Genomic DNA, 16,792 nt, shown 5'->3' with positions numbered 1-16,792 from the left:
TATACCTTATCTTCATGCTGTTTGTTTTTCATACCACAAAGATCAACACGCCCTAGCTAGCTTTTAATTTGCTAATCACTTTTGATGTAGAGCAACCATCTAAAAACTCAAGCACTTCTACTTTTCCGCCATGACGCAACACATGCTCGGCACCAGCAATTTGCTCAACAGTGTAATCACCACCTTTAACAAGAATATCTGGGCTAATTTGCTCAATTAGCTTTGCTGGAGTGTCATTTTCAGCCTCACTGCCAAACGGAATAACCCAATCAACTGAGGCTAATGCACTTAAAACCATAGCACGCTCATCTAATGGGTTAATTGGGCGCTCAGGGCCTTTTAAACGGGCAATGGATTCATCGTTATTTAAACCAACCACTAATCTATCACCACGCGCTTTAGCTTGCGCTAAATAGCGCACATGGCCTGCATGCAAAATATCAAAACAACCATTAGTAAATACAATGGTTTCTCCATTTTGCTTTGCAAATTCAATATGTTGTAATACATCATCAAATGGGGTTTGATAATGCTCGCCAGTGGCTTGTAAGTATTGGCCTAACTTGCGGCTCAACTCTTCAGGAGAAACCGTAGCCGCTCCCAATTTACTTACTGCAATACCTGCAGCTAAGTTTGCAATTTCGACTGCATCTTTGGCGGTCATACCCGCACCTAGCATTACAGCTAATGTAGCAATAACAGTATCGCCCGCACCGGTTACATCACTTACTTCGAGTTGTTGCGCTGCAAAGTCATGCTTTTGCGTTGCATCAATTAGCGACATACCTTGTTCTGAGCGTGTTAGTAGCATGGCGTTAATACCCGCATCACTAATCAGGGTACGCGCGCTGCTAGCAAGCAACTCTTCTGAACCAACCTGACCACCCGCTAATTTAAACTCATTTAAATTAGGGGTTATGTAATCAGCTCCACGGTACAACTCTAAATCAGATGATTTAGGGTCAACAAGCACGGTTTTACCTGCATCTTTAGCAACCGAAATCATTTTTTGGATTAGCGCGAGTGAGCCCTTGTTGTAATCAGAAAATACAATAAAGTCGTAATCACTCAGCACCAGCTCTAATCGATTTAATAACAACTGGCTATGAGACTCATTAAAAGCCTCTTCTAAATCTAAACGCACAACTTGTTGATGACGACTGATCACCCGCATTTTAGAAATAGTCGGCAAATCGCATACACTCACAAGCTGTGAATTTATTTTTTCACCCTCTAGAATGTTTTCTAAAATTTGTCCGCTTTCATCCTCGCCAATTAGGCCAAGTAAACCCACTTTGCCATCTAGTCGGGCTATATTTTTAGCCACATTGGCGGCACCACCGGCTTTGTCTTCAAATTTACTGACTTTTACAACGGGTACTGGTGCCTCCGGCGAAATACGGCCAGAATCACCATACCAGTAGCGGTCGAGCATAACGTCACCAACCACTAAAATACGCGCTGCTGATAAGTTTTTTAATAGCGATAAATCCATTACTGCTGCTCCGCAACAACCATATCCATGGCTTCACACAGCCAATGGCCAATAAACATGTGTGCCTCTTGAATACGGGCTGTTTCATCATTTTTAATAATAATAGGTAACTTGGCGATGTCTTTTACTTTACCTCCATCGCGACCTGTAAATGCAACAGTGAATGCTCCTATTTTATTAGCGGCTTCTAACGCTAAATTAATATTATTACTGGTGCCCGATGTAGTTAAGCCAATTACGATATCTTCAGGTTTACATAGCGCCTGAACTTGGCGTTCAAATACTGTGTCAAAATGATAGTCATTACTGTGCGCTGTTAAAATAGAGGTGTCTGTGGTGAGAGCAATAGACGCTAACGGTCCTCGCTCTAACTTATAACGTACCACAAACTCTGCAGCCAAATGCTGAGCATCAGCCGCACTGCCGCCATTACCAAACCAAACAACCTTACCACCAGCCTGTAAAGCACTATGACATGCTTCTAACAACTGCATTACCTCTTGATGATACGCCTCCATGGTTTCGAACAATACTTGGTGACGATTTAAACTTTCTAGGTAGCTAGTTGCCACTGAATCTATAATTGACATGAGATATTCCTCTTGGAACTGAAATGGCAGGAAAAATTAATTTCATTATTCCATAATTTTATAGCCAAATCACCTCTATATAACTAAATTAAAGTACGGGTAGAAAGTTATTATTCAGATAAAGAAGGTTTTTATCGTTGTTACCTTTTTCAAGTTGCTATTTTATATTTGTGTATTTAGAAAAAAACGATTTCACGCTAAACTAGCGCCACTTTCATTTATACAAAGCAACAGTATGGCACGCATTTTTTATTCACTCGCATTAATTATTATTAGCCCACTGATTGTATTTTACTTATATGTACTAAGAGGTAAAAAAAACGCAGGATATCGCGCTCACTTTAAGGAACGTTTTGGCTTCATAAGCCGCGCTTTATTTTCAAACAACAAACCAGTTGTATTTCATTGTGCTTCTGTGGGCGAGGTGTTAGCTGCAACCCCTTTAATTAAAGCCCTACAACATGAACAACCGCAGTTAAATATTTTAATTACCTGCAATACTCCAACAGGACGAGAGCAAGTTACCGCACAATTTAAACAAAGCGTTGCTGTTAGTTATTTACCCATTGATTTTCCAATGGCCACCACTCGCTTTTTAAAACGAGTAAAACCGCAATTACTCTGTATTTTAGAAACTGAACTATGGCCGAACTTAATGGCTAATGCGCACAAACAAAATATACCTGTATTGGTAGTTAATGCACGACTATCTGAAAAGTCTCAGCAAGGCTACGAAAAAGTGGCCCAGCTAACTCGCAGTATCATGCAATCAATTACCGCACTTGCAAGTCACGACAAAACCGATGCAAATCGCTTTATTGAATTAGGGCTACCTGCTGAAAAAAGCCATGTAACGGGATCAATAAAATTTGATATTACCCCAACCACTACACAACTCGATAAAGTAGCCTCTTTAAAGCAATATTATAAAAAAGCAGAACGCTTTATATGGGTCGCAGGTTCTACTCACCCTATAGAGCATGAATTAATACTCGATGCCCACCAGCAGTTGTTAAAAAAGCAGCCTGATGCTTTATTGATTATTGCCCCGCGACACCCCGAGCAATTTGATAAAGTGGCTGAACTACTCACACAAAGTACTTTAAGCTTTAGTCGTCGTAGCCAAAATAATTACCAAAACGAACACGTTTTACTTGCCGATACGCTAGGTGAATTACAGTGTTTATACGGCGCGGCTAGTGTTAGTTATATTGGCGGTAGTTTGATTCGTCGTGGTGGTCATAACCCGCTTGAGTCAGCCGCATTTTCGGTCGGTGTAATAACAGGCCCTCACACGTATAACTTTGATCATGTCTATCCTGAGTTAACAAAGCTCAAAGGGGCATGCGTGGTAGAAAATGCAGATGAACTGGCACAACAACTCATTACCTTTAGCCAAAATAAAAAGGCATGCCAAACGCTCGGCACAAAAGCTGCGCAATGTGTTGCTAAAAACCAAGGCGCCATAAAAAAAACACTCACTATTATTAATCAATACTTAGAGCTAAAACAGTGACTAACATAGCTATTAGCCAAACCCGAGAATGGGTTTCATCCGTTATTGTAAAATATAACTTTTGCCCGTTTGCCCGTAAAGAAGTCGAAAACAACTGTATTCATTACATTGTAAGTAACGCCAATACTATCGATGATGCTGTAATGGATATGCTTGAGCAATGTATCGAGCTTGACCGCGAGCGCGAACGAGAAACCACGCTAATCATGTTCGATAACGGTTTTAGTGACTTTGAAGACTTTTTAGATTTAGTCGATTTAGCAAATGCGCTATTGGTTGCACAAGGCTTTGAAGGTAAATATCAAATTGCAAATTTTCACCCTGATTATGTATTTGCCGATAGCGATGAAACCGATCCGGCCAACTACACAAATAGAGCACCGTTTCCTACCTTGCACCTAATTCGTGAAGCAAGTATGAGTGAAGCACTTGAAAACTATGACGAACCTGAGTCTATTCCTGAGCATAATATAAACTTAGCACGCCGAAAAGGCATTGATTTTTGGCAACAATTATTAGAAAACTGTAAAAAACCGAGCGTATAAGCTCGGCTTTTAATACCTTTAGTTGACCCATTAACTTTATTTTTTGACCCAGCTACCATTTACTTCAATATAATGGCCGCTTTGCGTTTTTTCGATTGTTTTTGCTGCTGCCAATGCCTCAACTTGTGCAAGTGACAAGTTATTCTTTTTAGCTAATTTTAAGTACTGTGCCTTACGTTTTTCGTTAACGTCATCAACAACCGCTTTTGCTTCTGTATTTTGTACAACTAATCCAAGGTAGCCTGAGCTGTTTTCACCAACTAAGCCTTGGCTTTTAGCTTCATCTAAACTCATAGCCCAAACTGAAAATGACATACAAACGGCACTGATTAGGGTTACTATATTTAATTTATTTTTAATATTCATATTCTAGCTCCTTAAAATAACTCACTGTCATCGCTAAATAAATTATCGAGCTCTTTATCTACTTTGACACGAATTTCATGATCAACCTTAACATTTAAATTAATAGTGATTGGCTCTTTCGCTGCCACTTCAACGCGGTGCGTACATGCACTAAGCAACCCCAGTGCTGTAAGTATTATCAGCCATTTAGTCATTTTTAGTTCCTTTTGTTGAATACTCTTGTTCAACTTTTTGAGTAATTTCATCACTTAAGCGCAATGCTCTTAAGAGTGTAAAAACATTTTCTTCATGGTTGTAATTAAAGTTAACTTGCTGCGCCTGTTCCTTATTGTATCCCTTTAAGTTTACACCTAAATAAAGCCAACCGTCAGGCTTTAAGTCAACACTACTGTTTAAGCTCTGAATGTCTAAATCTTCCAACAAGCTTAAAATCGGGTCCAGTTCTTGTTGCTGAGCTTTAACTGCATCAAAAGCTGCATTGTCAGTAATAACTAGTTTACCTGTTCCTTGGTTAGATAATTCACCAGATTTTACCGAAATACCTTGTTGATCAAAGTAAACGGGTAAGCGGCCATTCACTCGACCAGTTAGTGTTATGCCCGATTTATCATCTAAGGTAATAAGTTTACTCGCATCAATATTTTCAAATATGACCAAAGACTGCTGCGCTTTTTCAGTCACTTTGTAGCTATCCAAAGCAAAACGACCACCAAGTACATCAGCAGTTATTTTTTCAGCGCGAGCAATAGAGTTCTCAACACTAAAATTACCGACAATGTTACTCACAACAGCACCTGCTCGTAACTCATTTAATTCAAATGTAGTAGGAGCCACATTAAGCTGCCCTGAATCATAAGAACCCGTTAAGCGACTGCTAAAATGCGTAGCTAAATAATCGTTGTATAAGCCACTTACCTGTTCTACTTGAAATGCAAACTCAGCCTGCTGTAAATTAACATCTCCGCGAACAACCCCATTAAAGCTACCGTCGGTCAGCGTGGCTAATGGTTCAAACTGCTGTAAAACAGGGTTAAGTTTAGTCACAGCTTGATCTGCAACTGTTATCTCAAATGGATGTTCCGCAGCAGATATGTGGTGACTGGCTACCAACTCAATACCATCAATAAACATATGATGTGAGGCTTGAAGCGCCCGACTTTGCAGGCCTTTGGAGCTTATGCGAATATTACTTAGGTTTAAAAGAGCACTGTTAAATTGGGTAAGTTTAGTTTCACTGTTTAAATCGACAAATAATTCGCCAACAGCCAAACTAGAAGATGCTGATAATTGATTATTTACACCGCGCACTTGGTATTGCTCGTAAGCCACTGAGCGTAATTGGCTATTTAGGCTAGCCTTTATATTTTGTTTATCGTCAAGCTCAGTCGTAAACTGTGCCTTGTAGCTCTTTACTGTTAATTTATCAAAACTAAGCTCAGCAAAAGCAATCTCGCTGGTTATTTTCGCATTTTTTTTATGTTGTAAAACATCCGCTATTTTAAATTGACCTGTGCTTGCTACCTTTTTAGCTGATGCGGGTAAAAAACCAGGCAGCTCATCAACTTTTAATTGGTAGTTGCCATTCACAGCCAAGTTATTTAAAGCTGCATCTATTTCTATATGCTCAACGTCTTCACTGATAAACAATAACTTAATATTGCCTTTGGCATACTCTAACGGCTGCTGAATATTAATTGCTAGGTTTTTCAGGCTGAGCTTCGTTTCACTATTTTTAGTGTTTAATAGCATTGACGGTATAACAAGTTGTCCGTTTTCAAACTTTACCGTATCACTAAGCATCAATTGCCATTTTAACGGCAGCTGCTTGGCTACAAATTCACGCTGTGATTGATTGCTTATAAGCGTCAAACAATCACTATCAAACGTTACCAAGCTGGTTAATTGCTGTGTATTTAACAAGGCTTTTTTATCGTTAAAGTGATAGTAAATATTCATATCACCAAAAGCCTTTAGCGTTACTGGGCATTTACTAAACTGCTGTGTAAACTCAGCATCTATGTTTGATTTTATATCAACGGATAACCCATCAAAGGTGAAATCATGCCCACTGTTTAATGAAAGCGCGGGTATCGGCTTTATCTTTGTTAGTAATCCATCTGCTAACTTAAAGTGACCAGTAATTTTATGATTGCTAACTGTTACTTCTGCAATCGCATCACCTGAAATCACAAATGTATTTAGCTTCTCTTCACCAATGCTAACCACTAATTCATCATGAAGTTGTGGGTGGGTAATTAACAATCTTTTGATATCAATTTTCGGCCGCTCTTTGGGTAAACTAAGTGCCAGCTTTTTGAAGGAGTTATTACTTGTTGAGACACTCTCGCTATCATTTAAACGAAGATTAGCGCGGCCAACAGTTATTTTTTTTGTATCAGCCACAATTCCACCAAGCTCAATTTGATGGCCTTGGTAAGTCAAACATAATCGGTTTACGTCTAAGCTAATATTTGAGTTTAGTGACCAATCTAAACAATGTAGTTCAACGCCAGATTGGCTCAAAGTTGGCGCTATAGCCCATTGAGTTATAGGCATACGAAATACATAACCCAGTGTTAAAACACTCAGAAATAAAAACACGACTCCCCATGCGATGCGTTTGATCATACTATCCTTATTGAACCTTGAACCTTGAACCTTGAACCTTGAACCTTGAACCTTGAACCTTGAACAGTCTAAACAAAAAAGGCTGCACAAGGCAGCCTTTTTATCTTACATTTAGATCATGAATCTAGCGTGTATATTAACCTACATTTTTACGCGCATTTCTAAACATACGCATCCATGGGCTATCCTCAGCCCACTCATCTGGATGCCAAGAGTTAGCAACCGTACGGAATACACGTTCAGGGTGTGGCATCATTACAGTTGCACGACCATCTGTTGATGTAATACCCGTGATCCCTTCAGGTGAACCATTCGGGTTTGCTGGGTACTGTGTTGTTGGGTTACCGTAGTTATCAACAAACTTAACCGCTACGGTGCCGCTTGCAAGTGCAGCCTTAGTTGCCGCATCATTTGCAAATTCTGCATGACCTTCACCATGTGAAACTGCAATTGGCATACGTGAACCTGCCATACCATTAAAGAACACCGATGGGTTTTCTTGAATTTCAACCAGACTAAAGCGTGCTTCAAAACGCTCTGACTTATTAGTTACAAAGCGCGGCCAATGTTCAGTACCTGGAATCAACTCTTTTAATGTTGATAGCATCTGACAACCGTTACATACACCTAAGCTAAAGGTATCTTCACGATGGAAGAAGCTTTGGAACTGATCGCGTGCCATATCGTTAAACAATATTGACTTAGCCCAGCCTTCACCGGCGCCTAATACGTCACCGTAAGAGAAGCCACCACATGCCACTAAACCTTTGAACTGTTCAAGCGTTAAACGACCTTCTAAAATATCACTCATGTGAACATCTACCGCAGCAAAACCAGCACGGTTAAACGCAGCAGCCATTTCTAGGTGCGAGTTTACACCTTGCTCACGTAAAATAGCCATTTGCGGTTTAGCACCGGTTGCAATATATGGAGCTGCAACATCTTCATTTAAATCAAAGTTAAGTTTTACATTTAAGCCAGGATCTTTTGCGTCAAACTTGGCGTCAAACTCTTGCTTAGCACAATCTGGGTTATCACGACGCGCTTGCATTTGATACGTTGTTTCGGCCCAAATTGTACGAAGTTCAGTACGCGTATGATTAAGTACTGTTTGCTCACCACGATTAAATACGATGTTATCGTCGTTATTTAGCGAGCCAATCACATGACTAATTGCGGCAACTCCATGCTGCTCAAATACCGCATTTACAGCCTCTAAATCGCTATTCGCTACTTGAATTACAGCACCTAGCTCTTCGTTATAAAGCGCTTCAATATCAGAGCCGGTCAAAGTCGCTAAATCAACGGTAACACCGGTGTGACCGGTAAACGCCATTTCAGCGATAGTGGTAAATAAACCACCGTCTGAACGGTCATGGTACGCAAGCAACTTGCTATCAGCGACTAGCGCTTGCATTGCGTTGTAAAAACCTTTTAGTAGCTCTGGGCTATCTACATCAGGTGTTGTATCACCTAATTGCTTATAAACCTGAGCAAGGCTTGATGCGCCCAGTCGGTTTTTGCCCGCGCCTAAGTCAACTAAAATAAGCGATGTATCGCCTTTATCTGTTCGTAACTGTGGGGTCACTGTTTTACGTACGTCTTCAACACGACCAAACGCAGTGATAATAAGCGATAACGGTGATGTTACAGATTGCTCTGTAGCATCATCTTCGTTCTTCCATGTCGTTTTCATCGACATAGAATCTTTACCTACAGGAATTGTTAACCCAAGTGCCGGACATAACTCTTCACCCACCGCTTTTACCGCTTCGTATAAACCGGCATCTTCTCCTGGGTGTCCCGCTGCGGCCATCCAGTTTGCAGATAACTTAATATTTTCAAGAGAGCCAATGTTTGCACAGGCAATATTCGTTAACGATTCTGCCACTGCTAAACGCGCTGAAGCGCCATAGTTAAGTAGTGCTGCAGGCGTACGTTCCCCCAGTGACATTGCTTCACCATGGTAAGTGTCATACGTTGCTGCGGTTACTGCACAGTTAGCTACTGGTACTTGCCATGGGCCTACCATTTGATCGCGTGATACTAAACCTGTTACCGAGCGATCGCCAATAGTAATGAGGAAGGTTTTTTCAGCAATGGTTGGTAAACGTAATAAACGTTCTGCAGCATCAGCAGCACTGATATTTTCAACGTCGAGTGCTTTACCTAACACTTGTTGTGATGTTACATCACGATGCATTTTAGGTGCTTTCCCTAACAAAACATCGAGCGGTAAATCAACAGGGTTATTTTCAAAGTGACTATCAGCAACCGTTAAATGAGGCTCTGCAGTTGCTTCACCAATAACCGCATATTGCGCTCTTTCACGCTTACAAATAGCTTCAAAACGATCAAAATCTTCAACAGCGACAGCGAGTACATAGCGCTCTTGCGATTCATTACACCAAATTTCGTGTGGTGCCATGCCCGGTTCATCATTTGGGATATTGCGAAGCTGAAATTTACCGCCACGTCCACCGTCACTAACAAGTTCAGGGAAAGCGTTAGATAAACCACCTGCACCCACATCATGAATAAACGCAATTGGATTTGCATCACCTAGCTGCCAACATTTGTCGATGACTTCTTGGCAACGACGTTCCATTTCTGGGTTTTCACGCTGTACAGAGGCAAAATCTAAATCTTCATTTGATTGACCCGATGCCATACTTGATGCAGCGCCACCGCCTAAGCCAATGTTCATTGCAGGGCCGCCTAGTGCAATGAGTTTTGCACCAACTGGAATATCGCCTTTTTGAACATGATCAGCACGGATATTACCTAAACCACCGGCAAGCATAATTGGCTTGTGGTAACCACGCACCTCTTCACCATTGTGACTGGTCACTTTTTCTTCGTAAGTACGGAAATAACCTAATAAATTAGGACGGCCAAACTCGTTATTAAACGCAGCACCACCTAATGGGCCTTCAGTCATAATATCAAGGGCATTCACTATGCGCCCTGGCTTACCAAAATCACTTTCCCAAGGCTGTTCAAAACCAGGAATACGTAAATTAGATACAGTAAAGCCCACTAAACCCGCTTTTGGTTTTGAACCACGACCAGTTGCGCCCTCATCGCGAATCTCACCACCCGACCCTGTTGCCGCACCAGAGAAAGGAGCAATAGCCGTTGGGTGGTTATGGGTTTCAACCTTCATTAATATTTCAATGTCTTCTTGGTGATACGCATATTCACCTTGTGCATTCGGGAAGAAGCGACCCGCCTTTGAGCCTTTCATTACGGCTGCATTATCTTTATAAGCAGACAGTACATTTTCAGGATTATGCTCAAAGGTGTTTTTAATCATTTTAAACAGCGACTTTGGCTGTTCAATGCCATCAATAGTCCAATCAGCATTAAATATTTTATGACGACAATGCTCTGAGTTCGCTTGAGCAAACATAAACAGTTCAATATCGTTAGGGTTACGCCCTAACTTAATAAAGTTTTCAACTAAATAATCAATTTCATCATCAGCAAGCGCAAACCCTTGCTCTATATTTGCTGTGGCTAATGCTTCACGGCCGCCACCTAAAATATCAACTGATGACATTGGACGAGGTGCATCGCTGCGAAATAACTGCGCGGCATCTTCTAATTTACTGTGAGTAGCTTCAGTCATGCGGTCATGAAGAAGTGCTGCAACTTGTGCTAACTGTTCTGCACTTAAATCACCTTCCACATAGTAAGCAATACCGCGCTCTACGCGATGAACTTGTTTAAGTCCACAGTTATGAGCGATATCTGTTGCTTTTGAAGCCCATGGCGAAATTGTACCAGGACGAGGCGTTACTAATACAAATTGACCCGCTGGCGCATGCTCAGCAATTGTTGGGCCGTAGGTTAATAACTTTTCAAGTTTGGTGTGCTCATCAGTGTTTAATGACGATGTTAAATCGGCAAAGTGAGCGTATTCGGCATATACATTGGTGACAGGAAGTTGCGATTGTTGGCAACGCGCTAAAATTTTATTAACTCTGAACTCTGAAAGTGCTGGTGCACCACGAAGGATCAACATAAGTAATTTCACCCGGGGTTAGGGATTGAACGATATTTTAGGCGCGTATTATAGTCCAAATTACTCTCAGATTTAACTCAAAAATGCGCTTTTCATTAAATTAACTTTTTCTTTTTGTTTACACCTATTTTTTACTCACTGCGATTAAACGATAAGTGACGTAATCAGTAAGTTTTGTTATAACATGAGATAGGATGCTAAAGAGGCGAATATGTTGAAGATAAAGCTAATAACAATCATTACGTTAGTCATACTTTTGTGTGCATGTAATACACAAGAGCAATCAACACAGCTTGCCCAAATCAAATCTGAAAACAAAATTCGTATTGGTACACTTGCAAGTGCAAGTAATTACTATCAAGCCGTTCAAGGGGAGCAAGGATTTGAATTTGAGCTCTCTCAAGCGTTTGCAGACTACTTAGGGGTAGAGCTTGAAATTGTACCCTTTTTTAATTTATCCGAAATGTTTGCGCGCTTGGACAGTGGTGACCTCGATTTAATTGCCTCAGGGCTTACCTACAATAAAGTACGTGCTGAGCGCTATCGCTATGGCCCTACATACAGAACAATTAGCCAAAAATTAGTCTTTAAACAAGGCCGTGAACGCCCTCGTGATTTTGATGATTTAACCGGAAACTTCACCGTTATCGCTAAAAGTAGCCATTCATTAACATTAGAAGAAATTCAACAAACCAACCCAAACTTAAGCTGGAATGAAACCGAAGAGTTTGATGAAGAAGAATTACTGCAAGCAGTTATTGACGGCGAAATAGATTACACCTTAGCGGATTCTCATACTTTAGCGCTGTTTCGTCGCTATCACCCTAATTTAAGTATTGGCTTTTCAGTTACCCGAAATGATTCAATTGCATGGATACTAAGAAAGTCGAATGATGATTCCCTATACGCATTATTAGTTCCCTTTTTTGGTGAAGCAAAACAAAATAATCAACTTTATGTGCTCGAAGAAAAATACTTCGGTCATGTCCGCCAATTTAATTACGTTAATACCTTGGCCTATATAGACGCAATTAAAGAAACACTGCCTAAATATCAACCTTGGTTTATGCAATATGCAGGTAGCCTAGATTGGCGCTTACTGGCAGCATTAAGTTATCAAGAGTCGATGTGGAACCCGCGAGCTAAGTCACCAACCGGTGTGCGTGGTATTATGATGCTAACAAGACGCACAGCAAAACAAGTCGGTGTAACAAACCGCTTAGAACCAGAGCAAAATATACGCGGTGGTGCCCAATACTTAGCAAAATTAATTAAACGCGTCCCGGATCGAATCCCTCAACCGGATCGTACTTGGCTTGCACTTGCCGCCTATAATGTAGGTTGGGGACACGTTAACGATGCCCGTATTATTACCGAGCAACAGGGAGCTAGCCCTGATAAATGGGCTGACGTTAAAAAGCGCTTACCATTGTTAATAAAAAAACGTCACTATCGTAATACCCGTTATGGCTATGCTCGCGGTGATGTAGCAGTGACCTATGTTGATAATATACGTCGCTATTACGATGCGCTTGTTTGGCTTGATGAAAATAATGCAATGGCGCCGATTACCTCAACAAATGAAACAGAAGAGAAAATCGTTAAACCAGATGATTCAGAGCAACGTACGAGTAATTCCGCTGAGGAAAAAAAATAAATACGCTGCTTAGTAATTAACTGAACATCAGAAAATCAAATAGTTGTTTACTTGTAATCAATTATTCAATAATCTGGCCTAATTGTATAAAATTTTGTGTCATTACCAAGCACATAAGGATAAGTCATGCTTAAACGTAGACGTACACATCAACTTAAACGTTGTATAAAGCACTCAACCGCCACTCGTCGTCGAGTGATGTTAAGAAATTTACATAAAAAAATAATTTGGCGCCGCCGCATGTTTGCTATGCAGCAAATGGCTGAATTAGACGCCTTAATAGCAGCAGCTGACTAATCGCTGTTACTATTACGAGCGGCTTGCTTTGCCGCCTTTATTTGTGCTCGGCGACGCTTAAAAAAACTAGAAATAGTCTCTGCACATTGTGTTTCTAATACCCCACCCGTTATTTCTACCTGATGGTTTAAACGAGGTTCTTGTAAAAGGTTCATAATTGAACCAGCAGAACCCGTTTTAGCATCGGCTGCACCAAATACTAAGCGTTTAATTCGGCTATGTACTAATAAACCTGCGCACATAGAGCATGGCTCTAGCGTGACGTAAAGAGTACAGTCAATTAAGCGGTAATTATTAAGTACTTTTCCTGCTTCACGTACCGCTATCATCTCAGCATGAGCCGACGGGTCGTTATCAGTAATTGAACGATTATAGCCTGCGCTAATAAGCTGATTATCTTTAACAATTATAGCCCCTACCGGGATCTCATCTAGCTGCTCCGCTTGTTTTGCATACACAAGCGCTTGTTCCATCCAATATTGGTCGTCAAATGGCTCTGTCATTATTATTACTTAACTATTTTTTATGCCGTAATTATACCAACTTAGCGTAATAAAATGCGTCATTGATCACTTTATTGCAAAAATAAAACAAATTTAAGTGGTTTGTCATGGCTCATAAGGCAGGATTTACGCTATAATCTCACGCTTTTTTTATTTAGCTCACAACACGGGTAGCAAATGAAATTTCCTGGACGCCGCAGGCATAAACATTATTTTCCAGTGGAAGCCAAAGATCCACTGACCAATCAACTTAACGCCACTGAGCGATTACACCGCAGCTATATTACGGGGATCGATCAAATCGTTGTTGATATAGAAGCTAAGGTTGACCAAGCTTTTCTCGATGAATTTCAATTGCGCCGAGGGATGTCGCAAGTTATAGATAATGACATCACCAATGCTTTATACGATCGCTTAAAACTAAACGACATGGTCGATTACGAATTCGCAGGCGGAACCGTTGGCAACACGATGCACAACTATTCCGTACTTGCTGATGACCGTTCGGTGCTATTAGGTGTAATGAGTGAAAACATAAAAATAGGCAGTTATGCTTATCGCTTTTTATGTAATAACTCAAGTCGCGTAGACTTAGACTACTTACAGCCTGTAGATGGTCCTATAGGCCGCTGTTTCACATTGATTGATGAAACGGGTGAACGCACCTTTGCCATTAGTGCTGGCCTAATGAATTATCTAAAGCCTGAGTCAATTGATAAAGAGCTAATCGAAGGCTCATCGGCATTAGTGATTAGCGCTTATTTAATGCGTACTCAAGGCGATGAAACCATGACCGAAGCGACCATGCAAGCAATCAAGTATGCTAACGATGCAGATGTACCGGTTGTATTAACACTCGGTACTAAGTTTCTTATCGAGCAGGATCCGACATGGTGGGCTAACTTTGTAGAAAAGCATGTTGATATCCTTGCTATGAACGAAGAAGAAGGCCAAGCAATTACTGGATTTGAAGATCCATTACTAGCTGCCAACAAAGCATTAGACTGGGTTGATTTAGTAATTTGTACTGCCGGTGAAAAAGGCTTATTTATGGCCGGTTTTGTTGATGACAGTTTCAAACGCGAAACAGAGTATCCACTTTTGCCTGGTGCTATCCCTGATTTTAATCGTTATGAGTTTTCACGTGCAATGCGTAAAGTTGACTGTGAAAACCCAATAAAGGCGTATAGTCATACAGCTCCGTTTATGGGCGGGCCTGACTCGATTAAAAATACCAACGGCGCTGGTGATTGTGCTTTAGCCGCTGTATTACATGACTTATCGGCGAATGTTTATCATAAGTTGAACGTTGCTAATTCAGCAAAACATCAGCAACAAGCGATTACCTACTCTTCGCTCGCTCAAATCAGTAAATACGCCAACCGTGCAAGTTACGAAGTGCTGGTTCAGCATTCTCCACGCTTATCACGTGGCTTACCAGAGCGCGAAGATTGCTTAGAGCAAGTGTATTGGGATCAATAAAATCCCAATGCACTAAGCGTATTTAAAATATCGATATATCAAGCTTTTTAGATAGCAGCTCTAATGCTGCTATTCCTGCGACTGAATTACCAAAAGAGTTTAATCCTGGGGAATACACTGCCACAGTAAATCTATTCGGTAACACCGCCAATATAGTGCCAGAAACACCTGATTTGCCAGGCATACCCACTCGATAACCAAAATCACCCGCCGCATCATATAAACCACTGGTAAATAACAACGAGTTTAGTTGCTTATTTTGACGGCTAGAAAGTACTCGTTTAGAAGAACTGTAATCTATCCCTTTATTAGCTAAAAAGTTGTAAGCCTTAGCAAGTTCAATACAATTAAGTTCTATGGCACAAAAATTAAAGTATGACCAAAGCACATCATCCACTTCATTTTCAAAGTTACCGAATGATTTCATTAAATGTGCCATTGCCGCATTTCGATGCCTAAACTCATACTCTGAATTAGCCACTTGTTTATCTATTACGATACTTCGATTACCAGATAAATCGCGGAATGTTTCCAGCATAGAGTGCATGGGCGCAGATAAACGACTATATAGCGCATCACAGGTAACTATGGCACCCGCATTAATGAACGGATTACGTGGTATGCCTTTTTCAAACTCAAGCTGTGTCAGTGAATTAAATGCTGTTCCTGAGGGCTCTTTACCCACTCTACTCCATAATTCATCGCCATAACGTTGCAGCGCTAATGTAAGAGTCATTACTTTAGAAACTGATTGGATCGTAAAACGTTGTTCGCAATCACCCGCGCAAAATATCTCACCCTCAGTGGTGTAAATAGCAATAGAAAACTGCTCAAGATCAACTTCAGCAAGAGCAGGGATATAATCAGCAACCTTACCTTGGCTCAATAAAGGTTTAACCTCTTGAGTTATCTCATTTAGCACTCGTTGATAATCACTGGTTGGCAATAGACACCTCAATAATATGCAAAGTTAAAATCAAATTTTAACACGTAGGATCTATAACTGCATGAGAATGTTAAGTCTATAAGTTATTAGTAATCTGATAGGAAGCATATACATGATGAGATTAGCGGGCAGTCTCTTTTTTTAAGATATTGCGTAATTCATCTTCAAATTTAAAACAATAAAAAACCAGCATTTTGCTGTAACGTGGTTCTGTTATTTGGAGCCAGTGCGCTAATTTATAGCGACAATACAATAGAACATCCCACTTTTTTGTTTAGATCCAAGCTGTTTTGTTTGATGTATAGGAATACGAATGCCATGGAGCACAAGATATGCAAGAGCGGCCACTACTAAGTTCCATATACAGTCTTGGCTTGATGTTTTTCTTTATCTCAGACAACAAAAAACCCGTTACATTGCTGTAACGGGTTTCTTTAATTGGATCCTGGTAATGTCATGGTGCCCACAGCGGTAGAAAGTCACATAGCAAATGCGACACTATCATTGTGTCGGGGCGGCCTTGTGCGGGGCTCGCCTTCGAGCTGTTTAGGAATACGAATGCCGTGGAGCACAGGATGTACGAGAAAGGCCACCACTGCGTTCGGCATGAGCTCTTGGCTATTTATTAAATCCCAGACAGCAAAAAACCCGTCACATCGCTGTAACGGGTTTCTCTTATTTGAATCCTGGTAATGTCCTACTTTCACATAGCAAATGCTACACTATCATCGGCGCTGTTT

General features: G+C 40.7%; 13 protein-coding genes. 5 read left to right on the top strand and 8 right to left on the bottom strand.

Annotated features, from left to right (window positions below; genetic code table 11):
- Positions 1-52: 52 nt before the first annotated feature.
- A complete protein-coding gene (gene hldE, locus QMA00_RS17030; RefSeq protein ID WP_008115584.1) occupies positions 53-1,495 on the bottom strand; it encodes a bifunctional D-glycero-beta-D-manno-heptose-7-phosphate kinase/D-glycero-beta-D-manno-heptose 1-phosphate adenylyltransferase HldE in 1,443 nt (480 codons plus the stop codon).
- Positions 1,495-2,085 (bottom strand): SIS domain-containing protein, encoded by a 591-nt coding sequence (locus tag QMA00_RS17025; RefSeq protein ID WP_008115583.1) that lies wholly within the window; start codon positions 2,083-2,085, stop codon positions 1,495-1,497. The genes hldE and QMA00_RS17025 overlap by 1 nt, the downstream gene beginning before the upstream one ends.
- Positions 2,086-2,320: 235 nt before the next feature.
- Between QMA00_RS17025 and waaA the strand changes: the two genes are divergently transcribed.
- Entirely contained in the window at positions 2,321-3,601 is a 1,281-nt protein-coding gene (gene waaA / locus QMA00_RS17020) for a lipid IV(A) 3-deoxy-D-manno-octulosonic acid transferase (protein WP_076923179.1), read from the top strand.
- Positions 3,598-4,146: a DUF1415 domain-containing protein gene (locus QMA00_RS17015; protein ID WP_008468212.1), complete on the top strand. Its 549-nt coding sequence runs from the start codon at positions 3,598-3,600 to the stop codon at positions 4,144-4,146. The genes waaA and QMA00_RS17015 overlap by 4 nt, the downstream gene beginning before the upstream one ends.
- Before the next feature lie 36 nt (positions 4,147-4,182).
- Here QMA00_RS17015 and QMA00_RS17010 read toward each other — a convergent pair whose 3' ends face one another.
- The 4 genes from QMA00_RS17010 to purL form a co-directional block, all read right to left on the bottom strand.
- Positions 4,183-4,512: a YdbL family protein gene (locus QMA00_RS17010; protein WP_008468219.1), complete on the bottom strand. Its 330-nt coding sequence runs from the start codon at positions 4,510-4,512 to the stop codon at positions 4,183-4,185.
- A gap of 11 nt (positions 4,513-4,523) precedes the next feature.
- Complete coding sequence (locus tag QMA00_RS17005) at positions 4,524-4,706, bottom strand: YnbE family lipoprotein (RefSeq protein WP_008468221.1); 183 nt, start codon at positions 4,704-4,706, stop codon at positions 4,524-4,526.
- Entirely contained in the window at positions 4,699-7,140 is a 2,442-nt protein-coding gene (locus QMA00_RS17000) for a YdbH domain-containing protein (RefSeq protein ID WP_290158136.1), read from the bottom strand. The genes QMA00_RS17005 and QMA00_RS17000 overlap by 8 nt, the downstream gene beginning before the upstream one ends.
- 136 nt (positions 7,141-7,276) lie before the next feature.
- Positions 7,277-11,167: a phosphoribosylformylglycinamidine synthase gene (purL, locus tag QMA00_RS16995; RefSeq protein ID WP_290158134.1), complete on the bottom strand. Its 3,891-nt coding sequence runs from the start codon at positions 11,165-11,167 to the stop codon at positions 7,277-7,279.
- A gap of 211 nt (positions 11,168-11,378) precedes the next feature.
- On the opposite strand from purL, the gene mltF reads away from it, so the two are divergent.
- A complete protein-coding gene (mltF, locus tag QMA00_RS16990) occupies positions 11,379-12,824 on the top strand; it encodes a membrane-bound lytic murein transglycosylase MltF (RefSeq protein ID WP_090494231.1) in 1,446 nt (481 codons plus the stop codon).
- Positions 12,825-12,950: 126 nt separating this feature from the next.
- Positions 12,951-13,121 carry a hypothetical protein gene (locus tag QMA00_RS16985; protein ID WP_008468235.1) on the top strand — a complete coding sequence of 57 codons (171 nt, stop codon included), beginning with the start codon at positions 12,951-12,953 and terminating at the stop codon, positions 13,119-13,121.
- Here QMA00_RS16985 and tadA read toward each other — a convergent pair.
- Positions 13,118-13,624 (bottom strand): tRNA adenosine(34) deaminase TadA, encoded by a 507-nt coding sequence (gene tadA, locus QMA00_RS16980; protein ID WP_013464271.1) that lies wholly within the window; start codon positions 13,622-13,624, stop codon positions 13,118-13,120. The two genes, QMA00_RS16985 and tadA, sit on opposite strands and share 4 nt — an antisense overlap.
- Before the next feature lie 177 nt (positions 13,625-13,801).
- Between tadA and QMA00_RS16975 the strand changes: the two genes are divergently transcribed.
- The gene (locus tag QMA00_RS16975; protein WP_076923174.1) at positions 13,802-15,106 is read left to right on the top strand and encodes an inosine/guanosine kinase; all 1,305 of its coding nucleotides are present in this window, start codon (positions 13,802-13,804) and stop codon (positions 15,104-15,106) included.
- Between the two features lie 22 nt (positions 15,107-15,128).
- On the opposite strand, the gene glsB is transcribed toward QMA00_RS16975, so the two are convergent.
- Complete coding sequence (glsB, locus tag QMA00_RS16970) at positions 15,129-16,052, bottom strand: glutaminase B (RefSeq protein ID WP_028835530.1); 924 nt, start codon at positions 16,050-16,052, stop codon at positions 15,129-15,131.
- Between the last annotated feature and the right edge of the window lie 740 nt (positions 16,053-16,792).

Origin of the sequence: Pseudoalteromonas sp. APC 3694 (genome assembly GCF_030407565.1) — a bacterium.
GTDB lineage: Bacteria > Pseudomonadota > Gammaproteobacteria > Enterobacterales > Alteromonadaceae > Pseudoalteromonas > Pseudoalteromonas tetraodonis.
This window is presented reverse-complemented; position numbering and strand designations above follow the sequence as displayed.

Bases quoted from the DNA above. Each gene is read 5' to 3' on its own strand.
- hldE (WP_008115584.1), bottom strand. From the start codon at position 1,495: ATGGATTTATCGCTATTAAAAAACTTATCAGCAGCGCGTATTTTAGTG.
- QMA00_RS17025 (WP_008115583.1), bottom strand. From the start codon at position 2,085: ATGTCAATTATAGATTCAGTGGCAACTAGCTACCTAGAAAGTTTAAAT.
- waaA (WP_076923179.1), top strand. From the start codon at position 2,321: ATGGCACGCATTTTTTATTCACTCGCATTAATTATTATTAGCCCACTG.
- QMA00_RS17010 (WP_008468219.1), bottom strand. From the start codon at position 4,512: ATGAATATTAAAAATAAATTAAATATAGTAACCCTAATCAGTGCCGTT.
- QMA00_RS17005 (WP_008468221.1), bottom strand. From the start codon at position 4,706: ATGACTAAATGGCTGATAATACTTACAGCACTGGGGTTGCTTAGTGCA.
- QMA00_RS17000 (WP_290158136.1), bottom strand. From the start codon at position 7,140: ATGATCAAACGCATCGCATGGGGAGTCGTGTTTTTATTTCTGAGTGTT.
- purL (WP_290158134.1), bottom strand. From the start codon at position 11,167: ATGTTGATCCTTCGTGGTGCACCAGCACTTTCAGAGTTCAGAGTTAAT.
- mltF (WP_090494231.1), top strand. From the start codon at position 11,379: ATGTTGAAGATAAAGCTAATAACAATCATTACGTTAGTCATACTTTTG.
- QMA00_RS16985 (WP_008468235.1), top strand. From the start codon at position 12,951: ATGCTTAAACGTAGACGTACACATCAACTTAAACGTTGTATAAAGCAC.
- tadA (WP_013464271.1), bottom strand. From the start codon at position 13,624: ATGACAGAGCCATTTGACGACCAATATTGGATGGAACAAGCGCTTGTG.
- QMA00_RS16975 (WP_076923174.1), top strand. From the start codon at position 13,802: ATGAAATTTCCTGGACGCCGCAGGCATAAACATTATTTTCCAGTGGAA.